Raw genomic sequence first — 19,076 nt, forward strand, 5'->3', positions numbered from 1 at the left:
CAGCTTCCAAAAAGCAATTCGATCCCTATCCACGTATAGGTTAAATTAGTGATAGCTGTTGAACGCAAAATACTTGTTATTTTTGTTATGTAAAATATAATAATCGTTATGTACCATCAGTCTAATAGGTTACGCTGTAAACGTCAATTAGAAGTCATTAATTGTTTGAGGACCCCGGTTTAAATTTGCGGGAGGCCCTACCCGCTCATTCCCCTTTTATATGAATGTGCAACTACAAATAGTGCGCACCCAAAAGGATGCGCACTGCATTTTTCATGTTGAATTAGGCTCAAAATCTAGAACTAGGGAAACAGCCTTCAAGAACAATCTTTATTTACTTTATTAAATTGGCAATCTCCTGCTCCGTTAAACCCGTAGCTTTGGATATCGTTGCAATGTCCAGATTCAGGCGCAACATATTTTCTGCCACTTCCCTAATGCCCGTCTTCATACCCTCTTGTAGGCCTGCCTCCTTACCCGCCTTCATACCTTCCTTCATACCTTCCTCCATGCCTGCCTTCATGCCCGCCTGCATCGCGCTTTCCATCATGGATGCTTCATCATGCAAATACTTCTGTCTGGCCTCGTATAATCGTCTGGCTTCTGAATCCTGGCTCAAATATTGCAGCGTATCCATCGCCTTCTCCAAGCTCGGCTCATTCATTTTCAGCACCTCCCATTGTGATGTATGGGCCCCTTTCAAAAACAGCAGCCAATTAATCAACCCGCCCTCTGATGGAACGATTCGCTCACTCAGCTTAGGCAGTTCTAAGAAATGAACCTCAATATCGTCAATTAAGGCTATTCCTGTCTTATCTTCACGCAGATGAAACACATTATGGTATTGATCGTTCTTCAGGAACGAATAGTTTAAAATGTTGATCGTCACGCATTTCTTAAGCTCCGGATATTTATCGCCCTCACTGAGTTGACTCGCATACCGTTTGCTCCAATAAAACAGGGTTCGTTTCTCTATGTCGTACTTATTGAAAAGCTGCATCTCGATATCAATTAGTTTGCCTTCCGAGGTCTTGGCATAAACATCAAAAATGGACTGTTTATCGAGTGGATCGTCTTTATCCGTATACGGATTCATAAGAATAATTTCAGTCAGCGGAGTTTCTCCAGCTTCAATAAATATACTGTTCAGAAAAGCTAACAACACATCTTTATTGTTTTCACTTCCAAATATCCGTTTGAATACAAAATCCACACGCGGGTCCAACAAATCCATCGGCATCAGCTCCATTCGTTATTATTATATCATTTTTCCGTTTATTTGAACCTTGCAAAAAGGTGTAGAACAGCTCTTACACGCTGCCTCATCAAGTATGGCAGTTCCAAGTAGGCTGCGCACCTCTTGCCGCTACAATTGTTTGTTTGGCCTCAACCATCAAGCCCAAATATGGAATAAAACTTATTTGTTTAACAGTATAGTACTAGCATCATCGATATCGTACAGCTTGCCCTTATTACTATTCACAAGCTGAATAATTTGCTTATAGGCTGATCCGCTTTTTGGAGCTATTGCATCTAGGACAACCTTATTCGTTTTCAGCTCGGCAATTACCTGCTTAAGAGTGAAGCTGGATTTTGCTGACGTGGTGCCTTTATCGTGAACAGAGGCATCCGTTATAAAGATGATCCTTTTGGCATTCGTTCTGCCCGATAGCTTGTTCATTGCCATATAAATAGCATCGAGTCCCGACTCAGGCTCGTCCCCTCCTCCGGCAGCTTTTAATTGATCTAAATTAGTCTTTAACTCGTTTTTATTGTTGGTAAAAGAATAAAATTCTAGATTTTTGTTTTGATCAACATAATTAATATCCCGATAAGCAACAATTGCAAAATTGGAGCCGGCTGGAACAGAATCCACAAAACTTTTAACCGTTTCTTTTATATAATCGATGACCCCTCCCATACTGCCTGTAACGTCTATGACAAAAACAATATCCGTAGGAGCGGTAATGCCTTTCGATATTTTTGTTAAAATAGGCGAAGAACTAGTCGCTTCAGATTCCGCCTCCTTCTCACTTTCTACAGTTGTAGAGATAATCGGCTCACTCTGAAATACAACAACTGAATTAGCTGCCACGTTCCACTCTACCAATCCCCCTAGTGCCTCGCTAACGAATCGAACAGGAACCATTGTGGTTCCATTGATTAGTTGCGGTGCTGCGCTCAAAGTTATAGCCACACCGTTCACATAGGCAATGTTGGAGCCAATCGTTAATACGATGGTTTTTCCTTCTTTCGTTGCCGTAACGGTTTGAGTGGTGCTGTCCCATTCCACTTTTGCCCCCAGCGATTCAAAAATGGACCTGAACGGAACGAGTACATTCCCATTTGTATTCACTGGAGCTTGTGCATAAGCTTGCATATATCCTGAAATAAACACTTTAATATGTTTAGCTTCATTGTTAATCGGAACGAATATAGGTAGAGAAGCTGCCAATCCACCTGATTGATTAATGGTTTTCAAATAAACATAATATCCGCCTGAAGGCAGTCCAATCTTCCTCAGTGAATAGGTTGAAGTACTGCCGGCTTTAACTCTGATTCGCTTAACGACCTCACCACTTGCATTTTTGACCATTAAATAGGAAGTGTAGGCTGGTTGTTTAGCCTGAATGGTTATTTTAACCGTAAGCGTATAATTTTTGTTCAGCGTAATAGAGCCAGGGTAGCTTTCGCCCCCAAGCAGTTGAAATTCTGGTTCAGCCTCTGTACCTGTAGATCCAGTACCACCCGAGACAGGACTCTCCCCTGTTTCTCCAGATGGAGGATTCACCGTCGTTCCTCCAGAAGCAGGCTGCTCTGTTGTCCCGCCAGATATCGGCTCCTCTATTGTCCCACCAGAGGATGATTGGGTACCCGCGATTGAAGTTTCAGGGAAATAAAAGTATATTTCCTCATCAGCTCTAGGTGCCTGGCGTTTTGCTAATATGGTAATGGTATAATTCTCATGGTTAAAAGTGAACTCCGAGTTGGGAACCTTGTTTCCGTCTATTTTGAGAACGACTTTTTTACTCGAATTTATAATATATTTTGTAGTTAGTTTAAAAACCCTTGTTGAATCATCCCCATAGGAGAGAGCAATTCCTATATAAGACCCTCCCGAAATCCCTTCTTTCCATTCATAGGTCGGAATGATTGCGTATTTTATTGAAAGCTCTGATCCCGGATAAGGTGCTTTATTAAGGGTAATGGTGTAGCTCTCATAATCAACCGTATATTCCTCAGGTTCAATTTCTCTGGCATTGATAAACAGACGCAGCTTGGTATTACTGGCCGTAATTTTATTGGGAGTCTCGAATTTAAATACGCGGTTTTGTCCGTCTCCATCTTCCAGGATATTAACGAGGTAATCGTTTTGCCGATACTCAAACGGGGTATAGGCACTCGCCGTCCCTGTCCAAGACTCTAGTCCTCCGGTAAACATAATAAAAACCATAAACAACAAAACCATTTTTTTAAAATTCATACTCTCTCACTCCGTTTTCGTAAGACATGATGGGTTCATAATCTGCAGCTTATTCCTTTAAGTGGAAATGGTAGCCGATACTCACTTTACCATATAAAACAGAGTGTTTATAGTAAAATATCCCTGATTTGTAGTAGTGACATTTATATTATCTGAATAGTCTATTGTTAGACTAAAAAGTAGAATACGTATCATATTATTTAATATAGCTGGAATATATGAATGAGATTATTAGTGTCTATGCACTGTTGATTATAGAAGAGGATTAATTATGACACAAGGTTGAGATATGCGAGAGTTGTATCTCTTTCATTTTTAAATACAATTTGAGCATAAAGGACACACAAATAGTTATTCTATGTTAGCTCTGTTTTATATAAAAAGACTTACAAACTGAATCCCCCACCGAAATCAAATAATATTCTCCCTAAGTAAATCGAAATCCAAAAAATAGAGAAATATATCTAATTATGAATCAATAAACACCAAAAAAGTATAATGATTCTATACAAGGTTTATTGTGTTAAAAATTGATTCAGAAATTATACAGCTTTCATTATTAGCATATTATCCCCTTCTTAGAAAGTATGCTATATTAATTGTATGTAATTCTGATGGAGGTTCAACATGAGAAAACCTATTGTTATTGAATCTTTTTGTGGTGCAGGAGGACTAGGACTAGGACTACACAATGCTGGCTTCGTCATTGGAACCGCTTTTGATTATAATTCACAAGCAGTTTTAACCTATAAAGAGAATCTCTCTGATAAATGTTTCGAAGCGGATGTCACTAAATTAACTGGCAAGATGCTAAATGATCGTATAGGAGTAGATATAAGTGACTTAGATTTATTTGCAGGTGGACCTCCTTGCCAAGGCTTTTCTAAACAAAAAAGAGGAGCACATCTGGGAGATGAACGTAATCATTTAGTTTTGGAGTACACAAGACTTGTTAGAGAATTAAACCCAAAGTTTTTCATGCTCGAGAATGTCTCTATGTTAGGTCATAAACGCGGAAAAATATTTATAGAAGCAGTAGAAGAACAGTTGATAAACTACGAACTTTATCCGCATTTTTATAATAGTGCTGATTATGGACTAGCACAAACAAGAGAAAGATTTATCATCATCGGAAAAAGAAAAGATATTTTTTCCTCTTTCCAAATCCCCTCACCTACAACCAATGTATGGAAAACGGTAGGTGAAGTACTGAGCGAGTTACCCGAGCCTCCTCTGGAAGCAAAGTATGAACATCCAGATTATCATAACCACTATAGGGCAAATGTGTCATATATGAACATAAAACGCTTTTCATATGTCCCTCAAGGAGGAGGATGGAAAAATATACCATTTGAAATGAGATTAAAATGCCATCAAAATGTCGATAGTTCTAAAGGTGGTTGGCCCGATGTCTTTGGACGTCTTAAGTGGGATGGGTATGCTCCAACAATAACTGGCGGATTTGATAGTTTCACACGTGGGCGATACGGTCATCCATTTGAAAATAGAGCAATTACACCTAGAGAAGCCGCTAGATTACAGGGATTTCCAGACTCTTATAGATTTTTTGGGAATAGAACTGAAGTTAGGCAGCAAATAGGAAACGCAGTTCCACCTCAAATAGCTGAAGCAATTGGTAGAAGTATTATTTCAACCCTTACTTCAGAGTTAGAACTTAGTAATATGTCTACACAAATAGGGGAAACCGAAACAAAACATTATGTGTAATTAAAAACAAGGAAGGCAGAGTTTGAAACTCTGCCTTCCTTGTTTTTAATTACACAACCCAAATCATTAAAATTCCCGTCTCTAACATAGAGATTTTAAATTATCATACAAGAATTAAATAGAAACAAATACGACCTCTAATATATGTAGTATTTTACGATACCATTAAAAGTTTAATTATTAAATATGCACTTCTAAAAAAGAAGTTAAAAATTTCAAGAGGATATTTACGAACTTTGTCGAACTGTGATATTAAGTAAATTAGGGAGGAAGTATTATGAAAAATACAGATAGTGATATTATAGACTTAATAAACACAAATCTCGAGGTTTTTAAAAAAGGAGTTTTCAAAAATTTCATAGAGTATATCAGATTTCCGTTCTTTAAGAATCTTGATAATGATACTCATATAACATTTCAATTTCCATTAACCGTATTTGTAGGTGAGAATGGTGCTGGAAAAAGCTCCACTCTACAAGCCTTATACGGTGCACCTAGAGGAAACTCTCCTGGCGAATTTTGGTTTTCTACAAGCATTGATCCTATAAAAGAAGTTGATGAGATAGGAAAGAATAGACATTGCTTCTTTTATGGATTTCATGATCAAACAACGCTAAAAGAAGTATTAAAAACCAGAGCTAAAAGGAATGATAACCCCGATTATTGGGAAACAAGTAGGCCTCTAAAAAAATATAATATGCAAGTTGACAGTAAGTCAAGGTTCACACCTATTGACAAAAAGGTACTTTATTTAGATTTTCGTTCAGAATTAAGTGCTTTCGATCAATATTTTTATTTTGGAGAATTAAAAAGAGGTCTAGCCTCTAAAACTAAACAAGACTACCTAAGAAATCAATCCATTAAACTAAAAAAAGTGTTTGATACAGATAAACAATATAAAATAGGCGTAAATGACCAAAATAAAAAGGTTTCTAAATTATCTAAAGAAGAGATAGAAGTTATTTCTTATATTTTAGGAAAAGACTATATAGGTGGGAAAATTGTTGCCCATAAATTATTCGGAAATTGGGGAACGTCCGTTCTTCTGGAACGAAATGGTATTAAATATTCAGAAGCACATGCTGGAAGTGGAGAAATTGCCGTAGTAAAGTTAGTTCATGAACTATTAAAAGCAGAAAAAGAGACTTTGATTCTACTTGATGAACCTGAGGTATCATTACATCCCGGTGCACAAAAACGTTTAAAAAAAGTACTTTTAAAAATAGCTTTAGAGAAAAAACATCAGATTGTGATATCAACACATTCATCAAACTTTGTTGAGCATTTACCGAAGGAAGCAGTTAAGTTATTCTATCAAGATCTAAATAGTAACAAAACTATAGTACAAGATGATTGTTGGTATAATGAAGCCTTCTATAAATTAGGTGACTCTTACTCATTTAACTACAGAATTCAAGTTGAGGATCGGCTAGCAGAGAAAATAATTAAAAAAACAATGGATCATTTAGGTAATAGTAAATTCAATAATATACAGGTTTTTTTTACTCCAGGTGGTGCTTCTGTTATTAAAAACAACTATATCAAATTGTATTCTACTGAGTCCCTTAACAGAACATTTGTAATTTTTGATGGAGACCAACGTCCAAGCAAACCAATTCAAAGAATAGCTAATATGCAGTTACAGGAAACTCAAAATCAAGCTATTCTCGACGAGGTAATTAAAAACCTAACTGGTGGAAAAGTTAATTTCGAAGTAGATGGAAATTCAGAGCTAGGTGGGCGCGAAGATCAATATTTAATACTCCAAACGAATTATATCAATTACTTTAATAAACATGTATATTTTTTTCCACAGATGACACCGGACGATATTATTTGGGATGAGGACTTTATTAATAAAATTGTTGCAGACAAAAACAAGTGGAAAACTACTATTTCGAATGTGAATTGTAAAACCAAAATATATGAAAGTTCGAAGTTTATATTTGGGAACTATAACTCGAATTCATTAGAAGATATGTTAATCGAAAACTGGATGTTAAAGGATACAGATGAAAAAAATAGTATAATACAAACTTTAGAATCTATACTTGATACCATAAATGGGACTGCCACAAAAACTGCATTATGAAGCACAAAAAAGGAAATCGGCATTTTGAATTTCATCGCTATATTTGATAATATTTAATAGAATACATGTATATGGTTTCATTTTTATAATTTAGACATCTCCTCCACAACCTTAACGGTAAATATTCTTTATATTTTCACATTGTCTACGACTGTTTACAAAAGAAAGGCTTAACAAAAGCCCGACTGCATGTGGTCGGGCTTTCCATAATAGAGGCGAACCATGACTGTGCAAACAAAACTTTGCAAATTTCCTCAGATAGACGTTAATAATTCTATTTTTAACGATGCCCTTGCTAATGTCTACGCTAAGTAGCCACTCTTATCTGACGTCAAGAAAGCTGCTTGCAGCTTTCTTTATTCAAGCGAAGAGCTGGCCGTTGCCGATAACCGCCGATTGTCCAAAAAGCTCCCAATGGCAGCAGCAGCCTGCTTATACCCGCCAGCCTCGCGCAGCGTTTCGCCAATCACGCCAGCCTGCTCCCGGTAGGAGGCATTGCCGAGTACCTCTAATACAGCGTTCCTCAGCACTTCGGGCGTGAGGTTGTTCTTATCCACGATTACTCCCGCTCCCAGCTCCTTCACGCGGCTTGCCACACGAGGCTGATCCGAGGTCAACGGGAGCATAATCAATGGCACATTATAATACAAGGCTTCGCTCGTACTGTTCATGCCCGCATGTGTCAGAAAAGCATCTACACGCTGCAGCACTTCCAGCTGGGGAACATAGGGCCTTATGATGAAATTATCAGGAATGAGATCAGCCACTGGCTCTAAATCGGTATCTTTCCCCGATGATAATATAAACTGTACAGGCAAATCATGAAAGGCGGTGAAGCAGAGCTTATAAAAATCAAGGTCTTTATTTAAAATCGTTCCCATCGAAATGTAAACCGTCTGTTTATACGGAGCATGAAGCGGCTCATAGGCAAAGGCTGGCGCATCCTTGCGCGTTATAATAGATGGGCCGGTGAACACAAAGCTGTCATCCAGCGTGTCACCCATTGGTTGAAAATAACGGCTTGTATAGACAATCTTCAATTGTCCTGGATGTCCGGCAAGTTCATCCAAGGAAGGGGCAGCCACATTAAACTGTGCAGCTAATTGCTGTGACAATTCCATGATGCCGTTATAAAGCTCCTTGACCTCCTCATCGTCATCGTCCAGTTTATTGCCCGATCCAAGCAGCTCTACAAAAACAAAGGTAGTCGTCGAGCAAACCGTTGGTATACCCAGCTTTTCACCTAAAACTTGTCCTCCCCAGCCCATTAAGGAGTCAAAAATAAGATAATCATAGGTTTCATTTTCAGTCAGCCTCAGAACATCCGGAATAAATCGCTGAATAATATGTTTTAAAATCATATATATAAATTGATAGGGATGCTTGATTTCAAACGGCTTCATATCAGGGTTATTCATCAGGGTTGCCTCGTTGAATGAGTAAGCCCTAAATTGCACACCGATCTGTTCAATCTTCGTCCGGTATTTCTCCGTACAACAATAGACGACTTCATCGCCGTTCTCTACCAGCTCCTTGATCAATCCCAATGAGGGATTGATATGCCCTTCTGCAGGCATCATTACCACTAACACACGTGCCAAGTATTCCACCTCCAATAAAATTCCAATCAACTAATAGTGGGGATATTCTATCCTAATCTTTCAGACCATATGGGATAAGCCGCGTACTGAAGCCTTCGCTTCTATGGATATTTTATACATTAATACCATTTTTGTAAATAGTATGTCGTTTTTTGTTTTTACGAAGGAACAGGCGCAATGAAAGTATGCAGGCTATTTGCTTAAAATAATAAAAACTCTACAACCTCATGGAGGCTGTAGAGTTTCTATTAGTGGAGACAGGAGCAATTAAGTCCATAATGTCTACCGTTATTTTACAATGACTGGCTGGTCACGGTACCCAAACATCCCTTTTGTAAAAGGTTACGCTGTAAGCTGCCGTGTCGCTGTAGCGTCCATCTTTGCTTATTACTTTAAAATATACATTATCGTAGTCGACAAGAACCGTATCCGTTCCTGACGTATTCGTAGAAGAAGCAACCAAATTCCCTGCACTGTCATAGGCGTATAAATCGTAATCATAGCCGGAAGGAGAACCCAGCACGACAGATTTGCCATGCCCTCTGAATGTAAAGTAGTCCACATCTGTCGGGGATGATAAATAGGACCAGGCGCTTCCCCCCCAGTAAGACGGGCCATAGGGAGTAGCCACCGTTTGCGTTGGAATTTTATACGCTGTGCTTAAAGTGTCATTCGACTCGTAATTATCCGCCCAGGCGGCACCCGCAATCGATCCTGATAACAGCGTTAACATAATAGCGGAATACAATGTTTTCTTCATTTCATTCTCCCTCCATTTCTTTTGATAGATTAGCACGCCAATAAGGCTTCAAGCTTTTTCCCCGTTCTTAGAAACGCTTGCTCAGAAAAAGCCCCAAACCACCCCCCATCAAAATATGGAATTAAATTGATTATAATGTAAACGGATACAAATTGTCCACTTTTTTCTCTCTCCCTCACTCAACCTCTATGAATTGACAAAGGGTATTCGAGATGATAAGTTGGCGTAATACCCATTTTGATGGGTCATATTATAAGGGGTGTTTGCTATGTTTTTACCTGTGCACGAACGATTCCTCAATCAAGCAAAGGAAAAACTCAGTCAAGATCAACGAGTTCGCGGTCTCCTTGCCGGCGGCTCCATGATGACGAATACGATGGATGAGTATAGCGATTTAGACCTAATCATCGTTTACGACTCAGCCTACCAGGAGCAAATGATGAATCAACGGCTTCTCATTGCTGAAGGCTTGGGCAAGCTGCTGTCTGGATTTACAGGTGAGCATGTCGGCGAGCCTCGCGTGGTGATTTGCTTATACGGACCAGAACCGCTGCATGTCGATCTTAAATTCGTTACATTGGAAGAGCTTGAAATACGAATCGAAAACCCTCTTATTTTATGGGAAAAGGATCAGGAAATCAGTCATATTTTTGAAAAAACCTCTCCCTCTCATCCGTACCCGGATGCCCAATGGATAGAGGACCGTTTCTGGGTGTGGGTTCATTACGGCGCAACGAAGCTGGGAAGAGGAGAATGGTTTGAACTGATCGACCATCTAACCTTTATTCGCGGTGCTGTCTTAGGCCCGTTGGTATTAATGAAAAACGGGCAGCTTCCTAGAGGCGTCAGAAAATTGGAACAGTATGGCATCAATGAAATAGAACAGCTAAAAAAGACGATTCCTTCGCACCAATTTGAAAGCTGCTACCATGCATTAAAAAGCACAATCGATTTATATAAATACTTGCGTCAACAATCGGATACACTCATTTTAAAAGAAGAAGCCGAGCAAGCTTCTATGGCTTACCTTGAAAAGATATATGCTTCATCGGTTCATTAGAAAACAAAAAGAGCACCTGGTACGGTGCTCTGCTCTTTTTCATGATGATGGGTTATAACTTCTTTGCAAATTGATTAAGCTGCTCCGACATGCGATGAACCTCTTCAATAAAATCCAAAACCTGTCGGGATGATACGGCCTGCTGATCAACAATGGATGTTATACCTTCGATAGAGGTACGCATACCGCTTATTGCCTCTTCAAATGTTTTCAGAGTATGCTGAATCGCGTTTGTAGAAGTAAGCGTCTCATTGGACAATTTCCGTATTTCACTGGCTACAATGCCAAAGCCTTTCCCTCGATCCCCTGCATGTGCTGCTTCAATCGCCGCATTAATGCCTAATAAGTTCGTCTGGTCCGCTACTTTTCTGACAATGGATACAACTTTACCCGCTTCATCTACTTGTTCTACCGTCTGATGGGAGAGTGATAGAAGCTGCTGGGCAGACTCTGCCAGTGTTACCGAGCTATCCGCAACTTGTGAGAGCTGATTGTTAGCTTGCGATAGTGAAGACGAAATTTGGTCCGCAATGGCTATTAATTCGCTCTGTTTTCGAAGCTGAATAGCTATGCCGCCGATTACATTTCCATTAGAGTCGTGGAGTGGTGTTGCCGTCCCAATAAATTCAAAACCATAAAAGGTGGCAGGAACTTCTGCCCTTAACGCTACATTATTCCGAATCGCATGCATTAGCGGTTCCTCGTGATGCAGCGGTTGACCAACACGTATGTGCAAATCAATATTTTCGCCAGCCCAATAAGCAATAAATTTTTCTGTATCACAAATAGCAATCGATAATTCTGCAGGAACTGCTGCTTTAAAGATAGGAACCATGGTAATCAAAGCTTCAAGAGATTCTATGCTGTTCATTTTGGTGTTCCCCTATCCATGTCTGTATAATAGAAGCTTTAGCATTTTAAATATATCGCAGAAAACAAAAATACGCCATTTATTCATGGTCAGATTCATGAACGGAATGTTTGTGACAAGACATCATATCCCAAACCATATGATATAATCACCATAGCTAATACATTACATACGATTTAGGAGGATTCTACTTTAATGAGAAAGTTTGCTTTACGTATTCAATTATTTTCTTTGATTGCGATTTTGACAACATTTTTATCGCAACCTGTATCTGCTGCTGACTTTACAGAGCTTCCCGAGCCACGATGGACCATAACGGTTCCAGATCACACATCAACAACTATTTTAGACAGAAATTATTACTTTCTAGGTAAAAAATATTTTCCTATCGTATCTAATCAAAACGGTTCTCGTACTGGATATATGTTTCAGGATTATAGCCCCGGAGGAAAAAGCAAATCCACTTACAGGATGATGGCTTTTGACGATACGACGGGAAAGCAAAAATGGATACGCAACTCGCCTCACGTGTACAATGCATTCGATATAGACCGTAATGGGAACTTATATTATGTAGAACAGGTAAAAATTGAAAAGAAAAATGTCAGAAAGCTAGTCGCGCTTGATTCAAACAATAAGCAGCGATGGTCGAAGACCCTTGCTTATAGTTTTAATTGGTACGTGCTTGATGATGGACGCATTGCTACTATTGATACGATTCAAGATAAGAGCCATTTAGTTCTATATTCAACGGAAGGCAAACAACTTCTTGATAGAGAATACGATGGCGTTATACGCCACATCCAAGGAAATTATGTCGGCTCCGTTAATTATGTAGGGGCTGCAACGATTTTAGATATCTATTCTATTTCGGCTAACAAAAAAATCACGACTGCCAAATACCCGCAGGATTATTTTAGCTATATACATGCTGACTTCGATGTTCTCAGTGGTGGAACTGTTCTTGTTCCGGTATTAGATGCCAAGACCGGAATTGAAACCTTATACGGCTATTCACCTGATGGAACAAAGAAATGGAGCCGCATCATGCCAACACCTGAGTCTGATCGTAAAGATAGATTGTTCATGTCCATAGGCAATCACTATCTGGTTCAGGATAAAAATACGCTGACCGTATACGATACAAACAATAAGCTTGTCGCAACGAGAACCTTTGATGACTTGCCTGACCAATACACGTTGCAGCTGCTAGGGAACCAGAGTATCGCCTTCGGTGGTGTCGAGTCCAAAGGTTCTTGGTTTGATTTTGAAAAGCCATCAAAAGCAGCCTTCTATGTATTGGATTCTAGCACACTCAAAACGCAAACCTCATTAATTCTGGAACAAGCGCGGTTTGCCGAGAGAAACATTCGATTCTTGAATGCAACTACCTTTTATCTGGATATGGGTAAGAGTCTTGCGAAGTATGAGCTGAAGTAACCCTATTTTTAATTGCGCTCTATTAAAAAACAAACAAAAGCCATCAACCCATTCACTGGTTAATGGCCTTTTTATCTTATTCTATTAAAAATCCATCCAAAAAAATTGAGAGACAGCAAGCATAAATGCAATAACATTGGCAACCATAAACAACCACTTTTTGGCTCTTCGGCTTACGGGCTCTTGTCCTATAAATAAAGTCCAAGCTACAATCCCATTAAACACAACCATAATAATAAGAGCCAGCCACCAATTAGCAACCATTACGACTTCGTCCTCTCCAACCAGATTGAATATTACATGGATTCCTCTATAAAATTACTTTAATTTCCTCTTTACTGTCAAGTTTTAGAATGTAATATTTCCCAGAATCCCAATCTTAAAAATGATTATCTATACCCTGTCGTTTTTTGACTCTCATCGAAGTAGAGGTGATATGCTTTTTGCTTTTATTTGCTGCCTTCAACCAGCAAATCAACGATGATATTCAACTGATGTTCTACTGAGATCGGATCACTGAGAAGAAATGTATCGAAATCAATATTGTAGATCTTTCCTGCTTTCCCTGCTGGTGAATTTTTAATTAGCTTCTCCACCTTCTTCAATTCTTCCTCTGCTCCTTCATTCACAGCTAGAAATAACCGATCACCTATGAAATCAGGAATGACCTCAGTAGATATTTCCCATGTTTCTCCATTGATAACATCATTCTTTATTTTTTCGGTTGGCTTTAAACCCAGGTACCTGTAAAGAATGTTGCCCCCCATATTGGTATCACCGTAAATAAAAACGGCATCAGGACGCACATTCAAAATCGAGAAGGTTTCATCCGCCCCAATAAACGGGGCAATCTTCTCCTTGTAATCGGCTATCTTTGTCGCAAATGCCTCATTCCATTGCTTAGCTTCCTCTTGCTTGCCAAGAATATCGCCAAACATTTCAACATCCTTTATCGGATCGTTGTGCTGTTCTACAACAATGGTTGGGGCGATCTGGCTCAGTGCTTCGTACCCGCCCTCTACTGCCTCTGCGAATGGTGCCGTTGTAACAATCAGGTCGGGCTCCAGCGAGAGAATCTTCTCCGGATCAGGCGGAATACCAATGTCCTCAATACCGGAAGTATCACTTAACAGCGGGTTACTCAGAATGTAGGTGGTTGCACCTACTGGTTTTACCCCAATCGCCATCAGCTCACCTAAATGATAGAGGCTGACCACCCGCTGAGGTTTTACAGGAATTTCTGTTTTGCCCTTCAAATGCTCGTAAATGCGTGTTTCTGCAGCTGCGCTTTCTGTAGCGACACCTGCAGAAGCAGTCTGGGATTCCGCCGCCCCTGTATTACTGCCTGTATTGCTGCCTGTCTGACAAGCATTCAGCAGCAAGGCTGTGCATAATAGCAACATTGCTCCAAACGCGGGTCTTGAAAATCTAAACATTGATGTGTCCCCTTCCCCATTGCATTGATAACAAATCTCATTCTCATTATGGGAAACAAGCTTTGGGGTTACAATAGACGATTTTAACAGACGTAATGGATTATTCTGAACAGCCCGCCGATTGTCCTCCCGAAATTGAAGCGGAGAGCAGCCCGTATGCTTCTTGAATAAGCGGCTAAAATAATAGACATCCGCATAGCCAATGCTGCTAGCTATTTCCTGGATACGTGCCTCCGATTTCAGCAGAAGCTGCTTTGATTTGTGAATGCGTACATGAATCAGATATTCAATCGGACCGACCCCAATCTGGTTTTTGAACAAACGAGACAAGTAGCTCGCGCTGCAGCTGTAAATCCCGGCCAATTCCTCGGCGGTAATTGACTCCCTGTAATGCTCTTGAATATAGTGTATCGCTTCGGTTACTAAGTTCGGTCTGCTGTTTTCCTTTGCCAACGTGCGGACTTGCCGCATAACCTCATACACAAACGGAAGAAAAACAGACTGCGCCTGCAATTTGTCCATCGGGGTTGCCTGCTGCCATAAGTGATGCATGGTTTGGCACTTTTCCCGTAGAGGCAGCGACGCATAAGGAGTGAATGCATACGGCATATGGAAGCCCTCTCCATCCTCCGACGATTCACACTCGGCTTTATAAAGAAGCAAATAGCAGGCAAAGTCGTTTCCTAGCGGCATAAAATCCAGCTCCGCATCCTTCCCTCCGTGCAAAATGTGAAGGGGCTGAGTGCGATAGACCGTTCCCGACAGACTCACTCTTGCCTCTCCATGGGTAGTAACTACGAAAAAGCTCGTATGCGTCACAAAGCGATCAGGAACCGTTCCTTTCTCTACACCATACTGCCGAATATCCAGCAGTCTAACAGCGGCTCGGCTCCACCGTTCGATGTGGGCTTCCCAATCCATACGCAATCCCCCTCTCTCTGTCTTGGCGAACTTCGCCCACTCGCCCAATTTCTTTATCTTGAGAGCTTTTTTATTATTTTGAAAAACATTAGGTTTACCTTGCGATTAATCTGCTTTGATAGCGCCCTAGCAAACGCCCTGACTATTTGATTAGCCTATCACATGTTAAAAAATGGGTACTGCTCCTTACACTTGTGTCCTCTTTCCAGAATATGATTGTTTAGAAAAGAATCGAAAGTGTGACGCATGCTCTAAAGGAGATGGGGTTCAATGGCAAAACGTTTAGGCTCAACGACATATGCGAGAAATTTGAAGAGGTTCTCCAGTCATGCACGCTATTTTATAAAAAAACTAGGCTGCGAGCAGAACGAACAACTGAATTTCATTTTAGTCCATGACGATAAGAACAAAAATACAAAATACAGTTCCACTTCCAAGCACCCAGCCATGACACTTCATAAACCGCTAAGTCTACTTGAAAGCCATACTCCTCAATTCACACTCTTTACCAAGAGGAATAAACGCATACATGTTCTCAGTCAAAATAAGAAAGGTTATGCCGTATTTATGGAGATCAATTACCGAGAATCAAAGACTAGTGATTTCAAAAAAATCAGAGCACAGTTTATCGATGTAGATCTAAACAAGATTTCCGTGCATTTAGACACCAAAGAACAGGTCAAACAGATGATTGAAACGATTCAATCCGACCCAGCAGAACAGCTTCAATCGATTACGGTTAAAAAAAATAAAAAAGGCCAATACCACCTGCTAGCTCTGCGAAAAAAACAGAGAGTAGCTAAATTGAAGAACGCATTTATTAAAAAGTTCAAGACTCACATTAAGGATACGATGATTGTCGAAACTAAAAACGGATATCACATCTACTGGGTTACCCAAGGTGGCTCCGTAAGCAAATTCGTTCCTATTCAAAAAGCTTTAGCCAAAAAATTCAGCTCTGATCCCATGATAACCAATCTATCCAGAGTCATGCGCATACCTGGCTTTTACCATATGAAAAATCCTAGAAGCCCCTTTATGGTAAGGGTTAAACAATTGGGCAGGAAAAAACCTTTCTCCCAAGCAGAAATTATTCAATCTCTAGCTTTAAAACCCTTTAATTAGCTTATATAGCTTAAGCAAATGACGCCTCATAATCGGAGGTCTATTTTGCTGCTTTTACTAACTTCTTCGCCGCCTTTTGAACGGAGCTTTTGGGATGGACTTCATAATCATATCCATACACCAAAACTTCGGCCGCTAAACTCGGGGAGACCTTAGCGATTCCAATCATGGCCGTTAACAATTTAGATAGAAATTTCTCCTCTAATTGAAGGAGTCCCTTCTTTAATATCGGCAGAATCATTTTGGCTTCCGCTTCACCGCAGGATGCCAGATTCCCCAAGCAAAGGATAGAATAATCTTTTACGATTGTACTTTGGTCCAAAAACATCCGTTCTTGTATTTCTTCAAGTACATCGAAAATTCGATTAGGTATGCTAAAACTTATGAGAGCAACAGCATGCATGGACTCCCATCTCACCCGTGTATGTTTGTGATGAATCGAGGAGAGTAGCTGCTTGGCATATGGCGTAACTAGGTGAGGGTGAGTTTCTGCTACCTTTGTAAAAACTTCTGCGCAATCTCCCGCAATTTTCACGTCGGTATGTAATAAGCCTTCTGCAATTTGATTTAATAGGGTTGGGGTTTCTTTGCACATTAACGCTACATTTTCATTCGATTGCTGCGTCGAATCTCCAGTCTGCGAGGACAACATTGAGACTACAGTTCCTCTCTCCTCCACTTAACGATCACACTCCTTGTTTACTATCAGGTTAATAGTATCTGCAGAATGGTGTCTTGGCAAACACAAATAGGTTCTCATCGTAAAGGCTATGCCAGTAACACAAATGGGCTAATGGCTAATGCACATAGACTGGGGTTGAATATAACCTCCACCTCCACAAATCCTAAGCCTACCGATAATGAAAAGGGCACAACATCGGCTATCGATGAATGCGTGGATCGCGCTTTTCGAATTCCTATATTTTTGAGTACAACCAATACGGTAAATGACCTGCAAGGACAATTTCTGAACCGTCTTGTTGCAGAAATTGAAGAGGCATTGCTATTTCCCCGCACATTGCCTGTAAGTGAACAATATCCAGAGAGCATCCTCACGAATATACGACGCTTGGTTTTTTCAAGCTACGGCTTGCTCGCGATCAACTTCCGCAGATTTTTTGTGGAAATTCTTCAATCCAATGTGGGGCAGCCGCCGACGAGCACTCCGTTCTGGGAAGGATCGACTTTTTCTCAAATCTAGCCTGCCATGGCTTTTCAATTCGGAATTCCAATATTATTAGTTAGAGAGCGGGGAACTGACGTCAATAATGGCGTTTGGGCTGGAGGAATCACACCTCTCAACATATTTATCGATTGGGATTCCGACAACCAATCCGTAGACGATTTCTTTAACAGTGTTCAATGGAGAGAGGTCTTTGCCAATTGGGCTGCAGAGGTAAGGGGTAACTATTTGCTTAGAACGGAACCCCTATTCAATAATCAACATTAATTAAAAATCCACAACCGGATTCGGTTGTGGATTTTGCAATATGGAGGCGAGGGGAATCGATCCCCTATCCGAAGATCACGCCACTCTTGCTTCTATGGGTGTAATCATTGTTTTGACTTCGTCTGCGGCAGCGCCCTGTACTAAACGGCCCTATTCGCTACAATTTCGTCTATTTCACACTTCAGTAACAGGTATCTATGGGCACTTCTCATGATCGGGACTTTTGTTAAGTGATATTTATCCACGAAGACCTTCATTTGATCTTTGGAGAGACCCATTAATCCTCCTGCCTCCGTAACGGTTAATACAACTAAGTTGCTCGTTGCATTAAACGTCTTTTTTACTTTTAGATTCCAGTCTTCAAATCTGTTCATATCGAGTTTCCTCTCTCGTTCCTAATCGATCGGAATACTTCATTATATCATGCCTTCAGACAAATACGGATTCTATTCCGAAAAACCTTTCCAACACAAAACCCAGCCCTCATGCGGACTGGGTTTTCATGGCGGAGGCGAGACAGCGTATCCCACTACCCGCTGGCTAATCCACTATTATTTTCATTGCATCAACGTCGATTTTTGCTCCAATTCGTTTTAGTAGATTAAAACCTATTATCCCTTGCATTTCCAACCCATAATCCATATTTCCAATTTCAACTTGAAAGTTTTGAGTGACTGCTTCTCCGATTGCTATTGAATTAACAATTTTGGTATAAAAGTACTCAACACCGCTTCTTCCAGCACAGCTGCTGTTTCCTCAAGCTTTGCAGGAAGCTCATTTGGATCTGTAGCGGCCTATTCGCCAGCTTCTTGCTGCGTGAGGGTATGAATATGCGCAAGGGTCTCCTGCACCTTTACCTTGATCTTTTCCTCAAAGCGCAGCGTGGATTTTTTTCCACACAAACGAATATTTGTTAGCATCGGCTTCGATCTTTGTACCGCCCTGAAAGTAGCTCTCCATCGTGATGTAGTGATCTGCGATGAGCTTGTGGGTCATCGTTTCAAACAACTCATCCATGAATGCTTTCATGCGCACGCCTCGGAAGTCGTTTAAGGTACGGAAGTCCGGCTGCTGCATCTCGGCCAGCCACATCGCGGGGATGTTTTCT

At 40.4% G+C, this 19,076-nt stretch carries 15 protein-coding genes and 1 pseudogene; 6 read left to right on the forward strand and 10 right to left on the reverse strand.

Translation table 11 applies throughout. The features are described 5' to 3' along the window. Positions 1–334 precede the first annotated feature (334 nt). Together AC50X8_RS28000 and AC50X8_RS28005 are read right to left on the reverse strand one after the other, a co-directional pair. Positions 335–1,234 (reverse strand): Rpn family recombination-promoting nuclease/putative transposase, encoded by a 900-nt coding sequence (locus AC50X8_RS28000; protein ID WP_494882865.1) that lies wholly within the window; start codon positions 1,232–1,234, stop codon positions 335–337. A gap of 183 nt (positions 1,235–1,417) precedes the next feature. Beyond that, a complete protein-coding gene (locus tag AC50X8_RS28005) occupies positions 1,418–3,484 on the reverse strand; it encodes a stalk domain-containing protein (RefSeq protein ID WP_494882868.1) in 2,067 nt (688 codons plus the stop codon). 627 nt (positions 3,485–4,111) lie between these two features. Here AC50X8_RS28005 and AC50X8_RS28010 point away from each other — a divergent pair. Both AC50X8_RS28010 and AC50X8_RS28015 read left to right on the forward strand, forming a co-directional pair. Then, a complete protein-coding gene (locus AC50X8_RS28010; protein WP_494863585.1) occupies positions 4,112–5,212 on the forward strand; it encodes a DNA cytosine methyltransferase in 1,101 nt (366 codons plus the stop codon). Between the two features lie 277 nt (positions 5,213–5,489). Further along, positions 5,490–7,304, forward strand: coding sequence for an ATP-dependent nuclease (locus AC50X8_RS28015; protein WP_494863583.1), 1,815 nt, complete (start codon positions 5,490–5,492; stop codon positions 7,302–7,304). A gap of 356 nt (positions 7,305–7,660) precedes the next feature. Here AC50X8_RS28015 and AC50X8_RS28020 read toward each other — a convergent pair whose 3' ends face one another. Further along, positions 7,661–8,905 (reverse strand): macrolide family glycosyltransferase, encoded by a 1,245-nt coding sequence (locus tag AC50X8_RS28020; RefSeq protein ID WP_494863581.1) that lies wholly within the window; start codon positions 8,903–8,905, stop codon positions 7,661–7,663. 310 nt (positions 8,906–9,215) lie between these two features. Continuing rightward, a complete protein-coding gene (locus tag AC50X8_RS28025) occupies positions 9,216–9,665 on the reverse strand; it encodes a hypothetical protein (protein ID WP_056032426.1) in 450 nt (149 codons plus the stop codon). A gap of 268 nt (positions 9,666–9,933) precedes the next feature. Between AC50X8_RS28025 and AC50X8_RS28030 the strand changes: the two genes are divergently transcribed. Next, positions 9,934–10,725 (forward strand): nucleotidyltransferase domain-containing protein, encoded by a 792-nt coding sequence (locus AC50X8_RS28030; protein ID WP_494863579.1) that lies wholly within the window; start codon positions 9,934–9,936, stop codon positions 10,723–10,725. Between the two features lie 52 nt (positions 10,726–10,777). Here the strand turns inward: AC50X8_RS28030 and AC50X8_RS28035 are convergent, their stop codons facing one another. Beyond that, entirely contained in the window at positions 10,778–11,596 is an 819-nt protein-coding gene (locus AC50X8_RS28035) for a methyl-accepting chemotaxis protein (RefSeq protein ID WP_494863577.1), read from the reverse strand. Between the two features lie 195 nt (positions 11,597–11,791). Between AC50X8_RS28035 and AC50X8_RS28040 the strand changes: the two genes are divergently transcribed. Continuing rightward, entirely contained in the window at positions 11,792–13,036 is a 1,245-nt protein-coding gene (locus AC50X8_RS28040) for a hypothetical protein (RefSeq protein WP_494863576.1), read from the forward strand. 84 nt (positions 13,037–13,120) lie between these two features. Here AC50X8_RS28040 and AC50X8_RS28045 read toward each other — a convergent pair whose 3' ends face one another. Together AC50X8_RS28045 and AC50X8_RS28050 are read right to left on the reverse strand one after the other, a co-directional pair. Next, positions 13,121–13,300, reverse strand: a complete 180-nt coding sequence (locus AC50X8_RS28045; RefSeq protein WP_494863575.1) for a hypothetical protein — start codon at positions 13,298–13,300, stop codon at positions 13,121–13,123. A gap of 185 nt (positions 13,301–13,485) precedes the next feature. Further along, complete coding sequence (locus AC50X8_RS28050; protein WP_494882871.1) at positions 13,486–15,291, reverse strand: helix-turn-helix domain-containing protein; 1,806 nt, start codon at positions 15,289–15,291, stop codon at positions 13,486–13,488. 372 nt (positions 15,292–15,663) lie between these two features. On the opposite strand from AC50X8_RS28050, the gene AC50X8_RS28055 reads away from it, so the two are divergent. After that, entirely contained in the window at positions 15,664–16,518 is an 855-nt protein-coding gene (locus tag AC50X8_RS28055) for a DNA-primase RepB domain-containing protein (protein WP_494882874.1), read from the forward strand. Positions 16,519–16,558: 40 nt separating this feature from the next. On the opposite strand, the gene AC50X8_RS28060 is transcribed toward AC50X8_RS28055, so the two are convergent. After that, complete coding sequence (locus tag AC50X8_RS28060; RefSeq protein ID WP_155972897.1) at positions 16,559–17,197, reverse strand: hypothetical protein; 639 nt, start codon at positions 17,195–17,197, stop codon at positions 16,559–16,561. 114 nt (positions 17,198–17,311) lie between these two features. On the opposite strand from AC50X8_RS28060, the pseudogene AC50X8_RS28065 reads away from it, so the two are divergent. Further along, positions 17,312–17,968: pseudogene (locus AC50X8_RS28065) on the forward strand (hypothetical protein). Positions 17,969–18,108: 140 nt separating this feature from the next. Here the strand turns inward: AC50X8_RS28065 and AC50X8_RS28070 are convergent. Both AC50X8_RS28070 and AC50X8_RS28075 read right to left on the reverse strand, forming a co-directional pair. Further along, entirely contained in the window at positions 18,109–18,342 is a 234-nt protein-coding gene (locus AC50X8_RS28070) for a hypothetical protein (protein WP_056032451.1), read from the reverse strand. A gap of 496 nt (positions 18,343–18,838) precedes the next feature. Next, on the reverse strand, positions 18,839–19,060 hold the full coding sequence (locus AC50X8_RS28075) for a transposase (protein ID WP_494882876.1): 222 nt from the start codon (positions 19,058–19,060) through the stop codon (positions 18,839–18,841). Positions 19,061–19,076: the final 16 nt, after the last annotated feature.

It is taken from the genome of Paenibacillus sp. JT22N15 (assembly GCF_059383755.1).

What these genes read in the sequence shown, in the direction of transcription:
- AC50X8_RS28010 (WP_494863585.1), top strand. Translation starts at nt 4,112, where the DNA reads ATGAGAAAACCTATTGTTATTGAATCTTTTTGTGGTGCAGGAGGACTA.
- AC50X8_RS28015 (WP_494863583.1), top strand. Translation starts at nt 5,490, where the DNA reads ATGAAAAATACAGATAGTGATATTATAGACTTAATAAACACAAATCTC.
- AC50X8_RS28045 (WP_494863575.1), bottom strand. Translation starts at nt 13,300, where the DNA reads ATGGTTGCTAATTGGTGGCTGGCTCTTATTATTATGGTTGTGTTTAAT.
- AC50X8_RS28070 (WP_056032451.1), bottom strand. Translation starts at nt 18,342, where the DNA reads ATGAACAGATTTGAAGACTGGAATCTAAAAGTAAAAAAGACGTTTAAT.
- AC50X8_RS28000 (WP_494882865.1), bottom strand. Translation starts at nt 1,234, where the DNA reads ATGGATTTGTTGGACCCGCGTGTGGATTTTGTATTCAAACGGATATTT.
- AC50X8_RS28025 (WP_056032426.1), bottom strand. Translation starts at nt 9,665, where the DNA reads ATGAAGAAAACATTGTATTCCGCTATTATGTTAACGCTGTTATCAGGA.
- AC50X8_RS28040 (WP_494863576.1), top strand. Translation starts at nt 11,792, where the DNA reads ATGAGAAAGTTTGCTTTACGTATTCAATTATTTTCTTTGATTGCGATT.
- AC50X8_RS28055 (WP_494882874.1), top strand. Translation starts at nt 15,664, where the DNA reads ATGGCAAAACGTTTAGGCTCAACGACATATGCGAGAAATTTGAAGAGG.
- AC50X8_RS28075 (WP_494882876.1), bottom strand. Translation starts at nt 19,060, where the DNA reads ATGTGGCTGGCCGAGATGCAGCAGCCGGACTTCCGTACCTTAAACGAC.
- AC50X8_RS28005 (WP_494882868.1), bottom strand. Translation starts at nt 3,484, where the DNA reads ATGAATTTTAAAAAAATGGTTTTGTTGTTTATGGTTTTTATTATGTTT.
- AC50X8_RS28035 (WP_494863577.1), bottom strand. Translation starts at nt 11,596, where the DNA reads ATGAACAGCATAGAATCTCTTGAAGCTTTGATTACCATGGTTCCTATC.
- AC50X8_RS28030 (WP_494863579.1), top strand. Translation starts at nt 9,934, where the DNA reads ATGTTTTTACCTGTGCACGAACGATTCCTCAATCAAGCAAAGGAAAAA.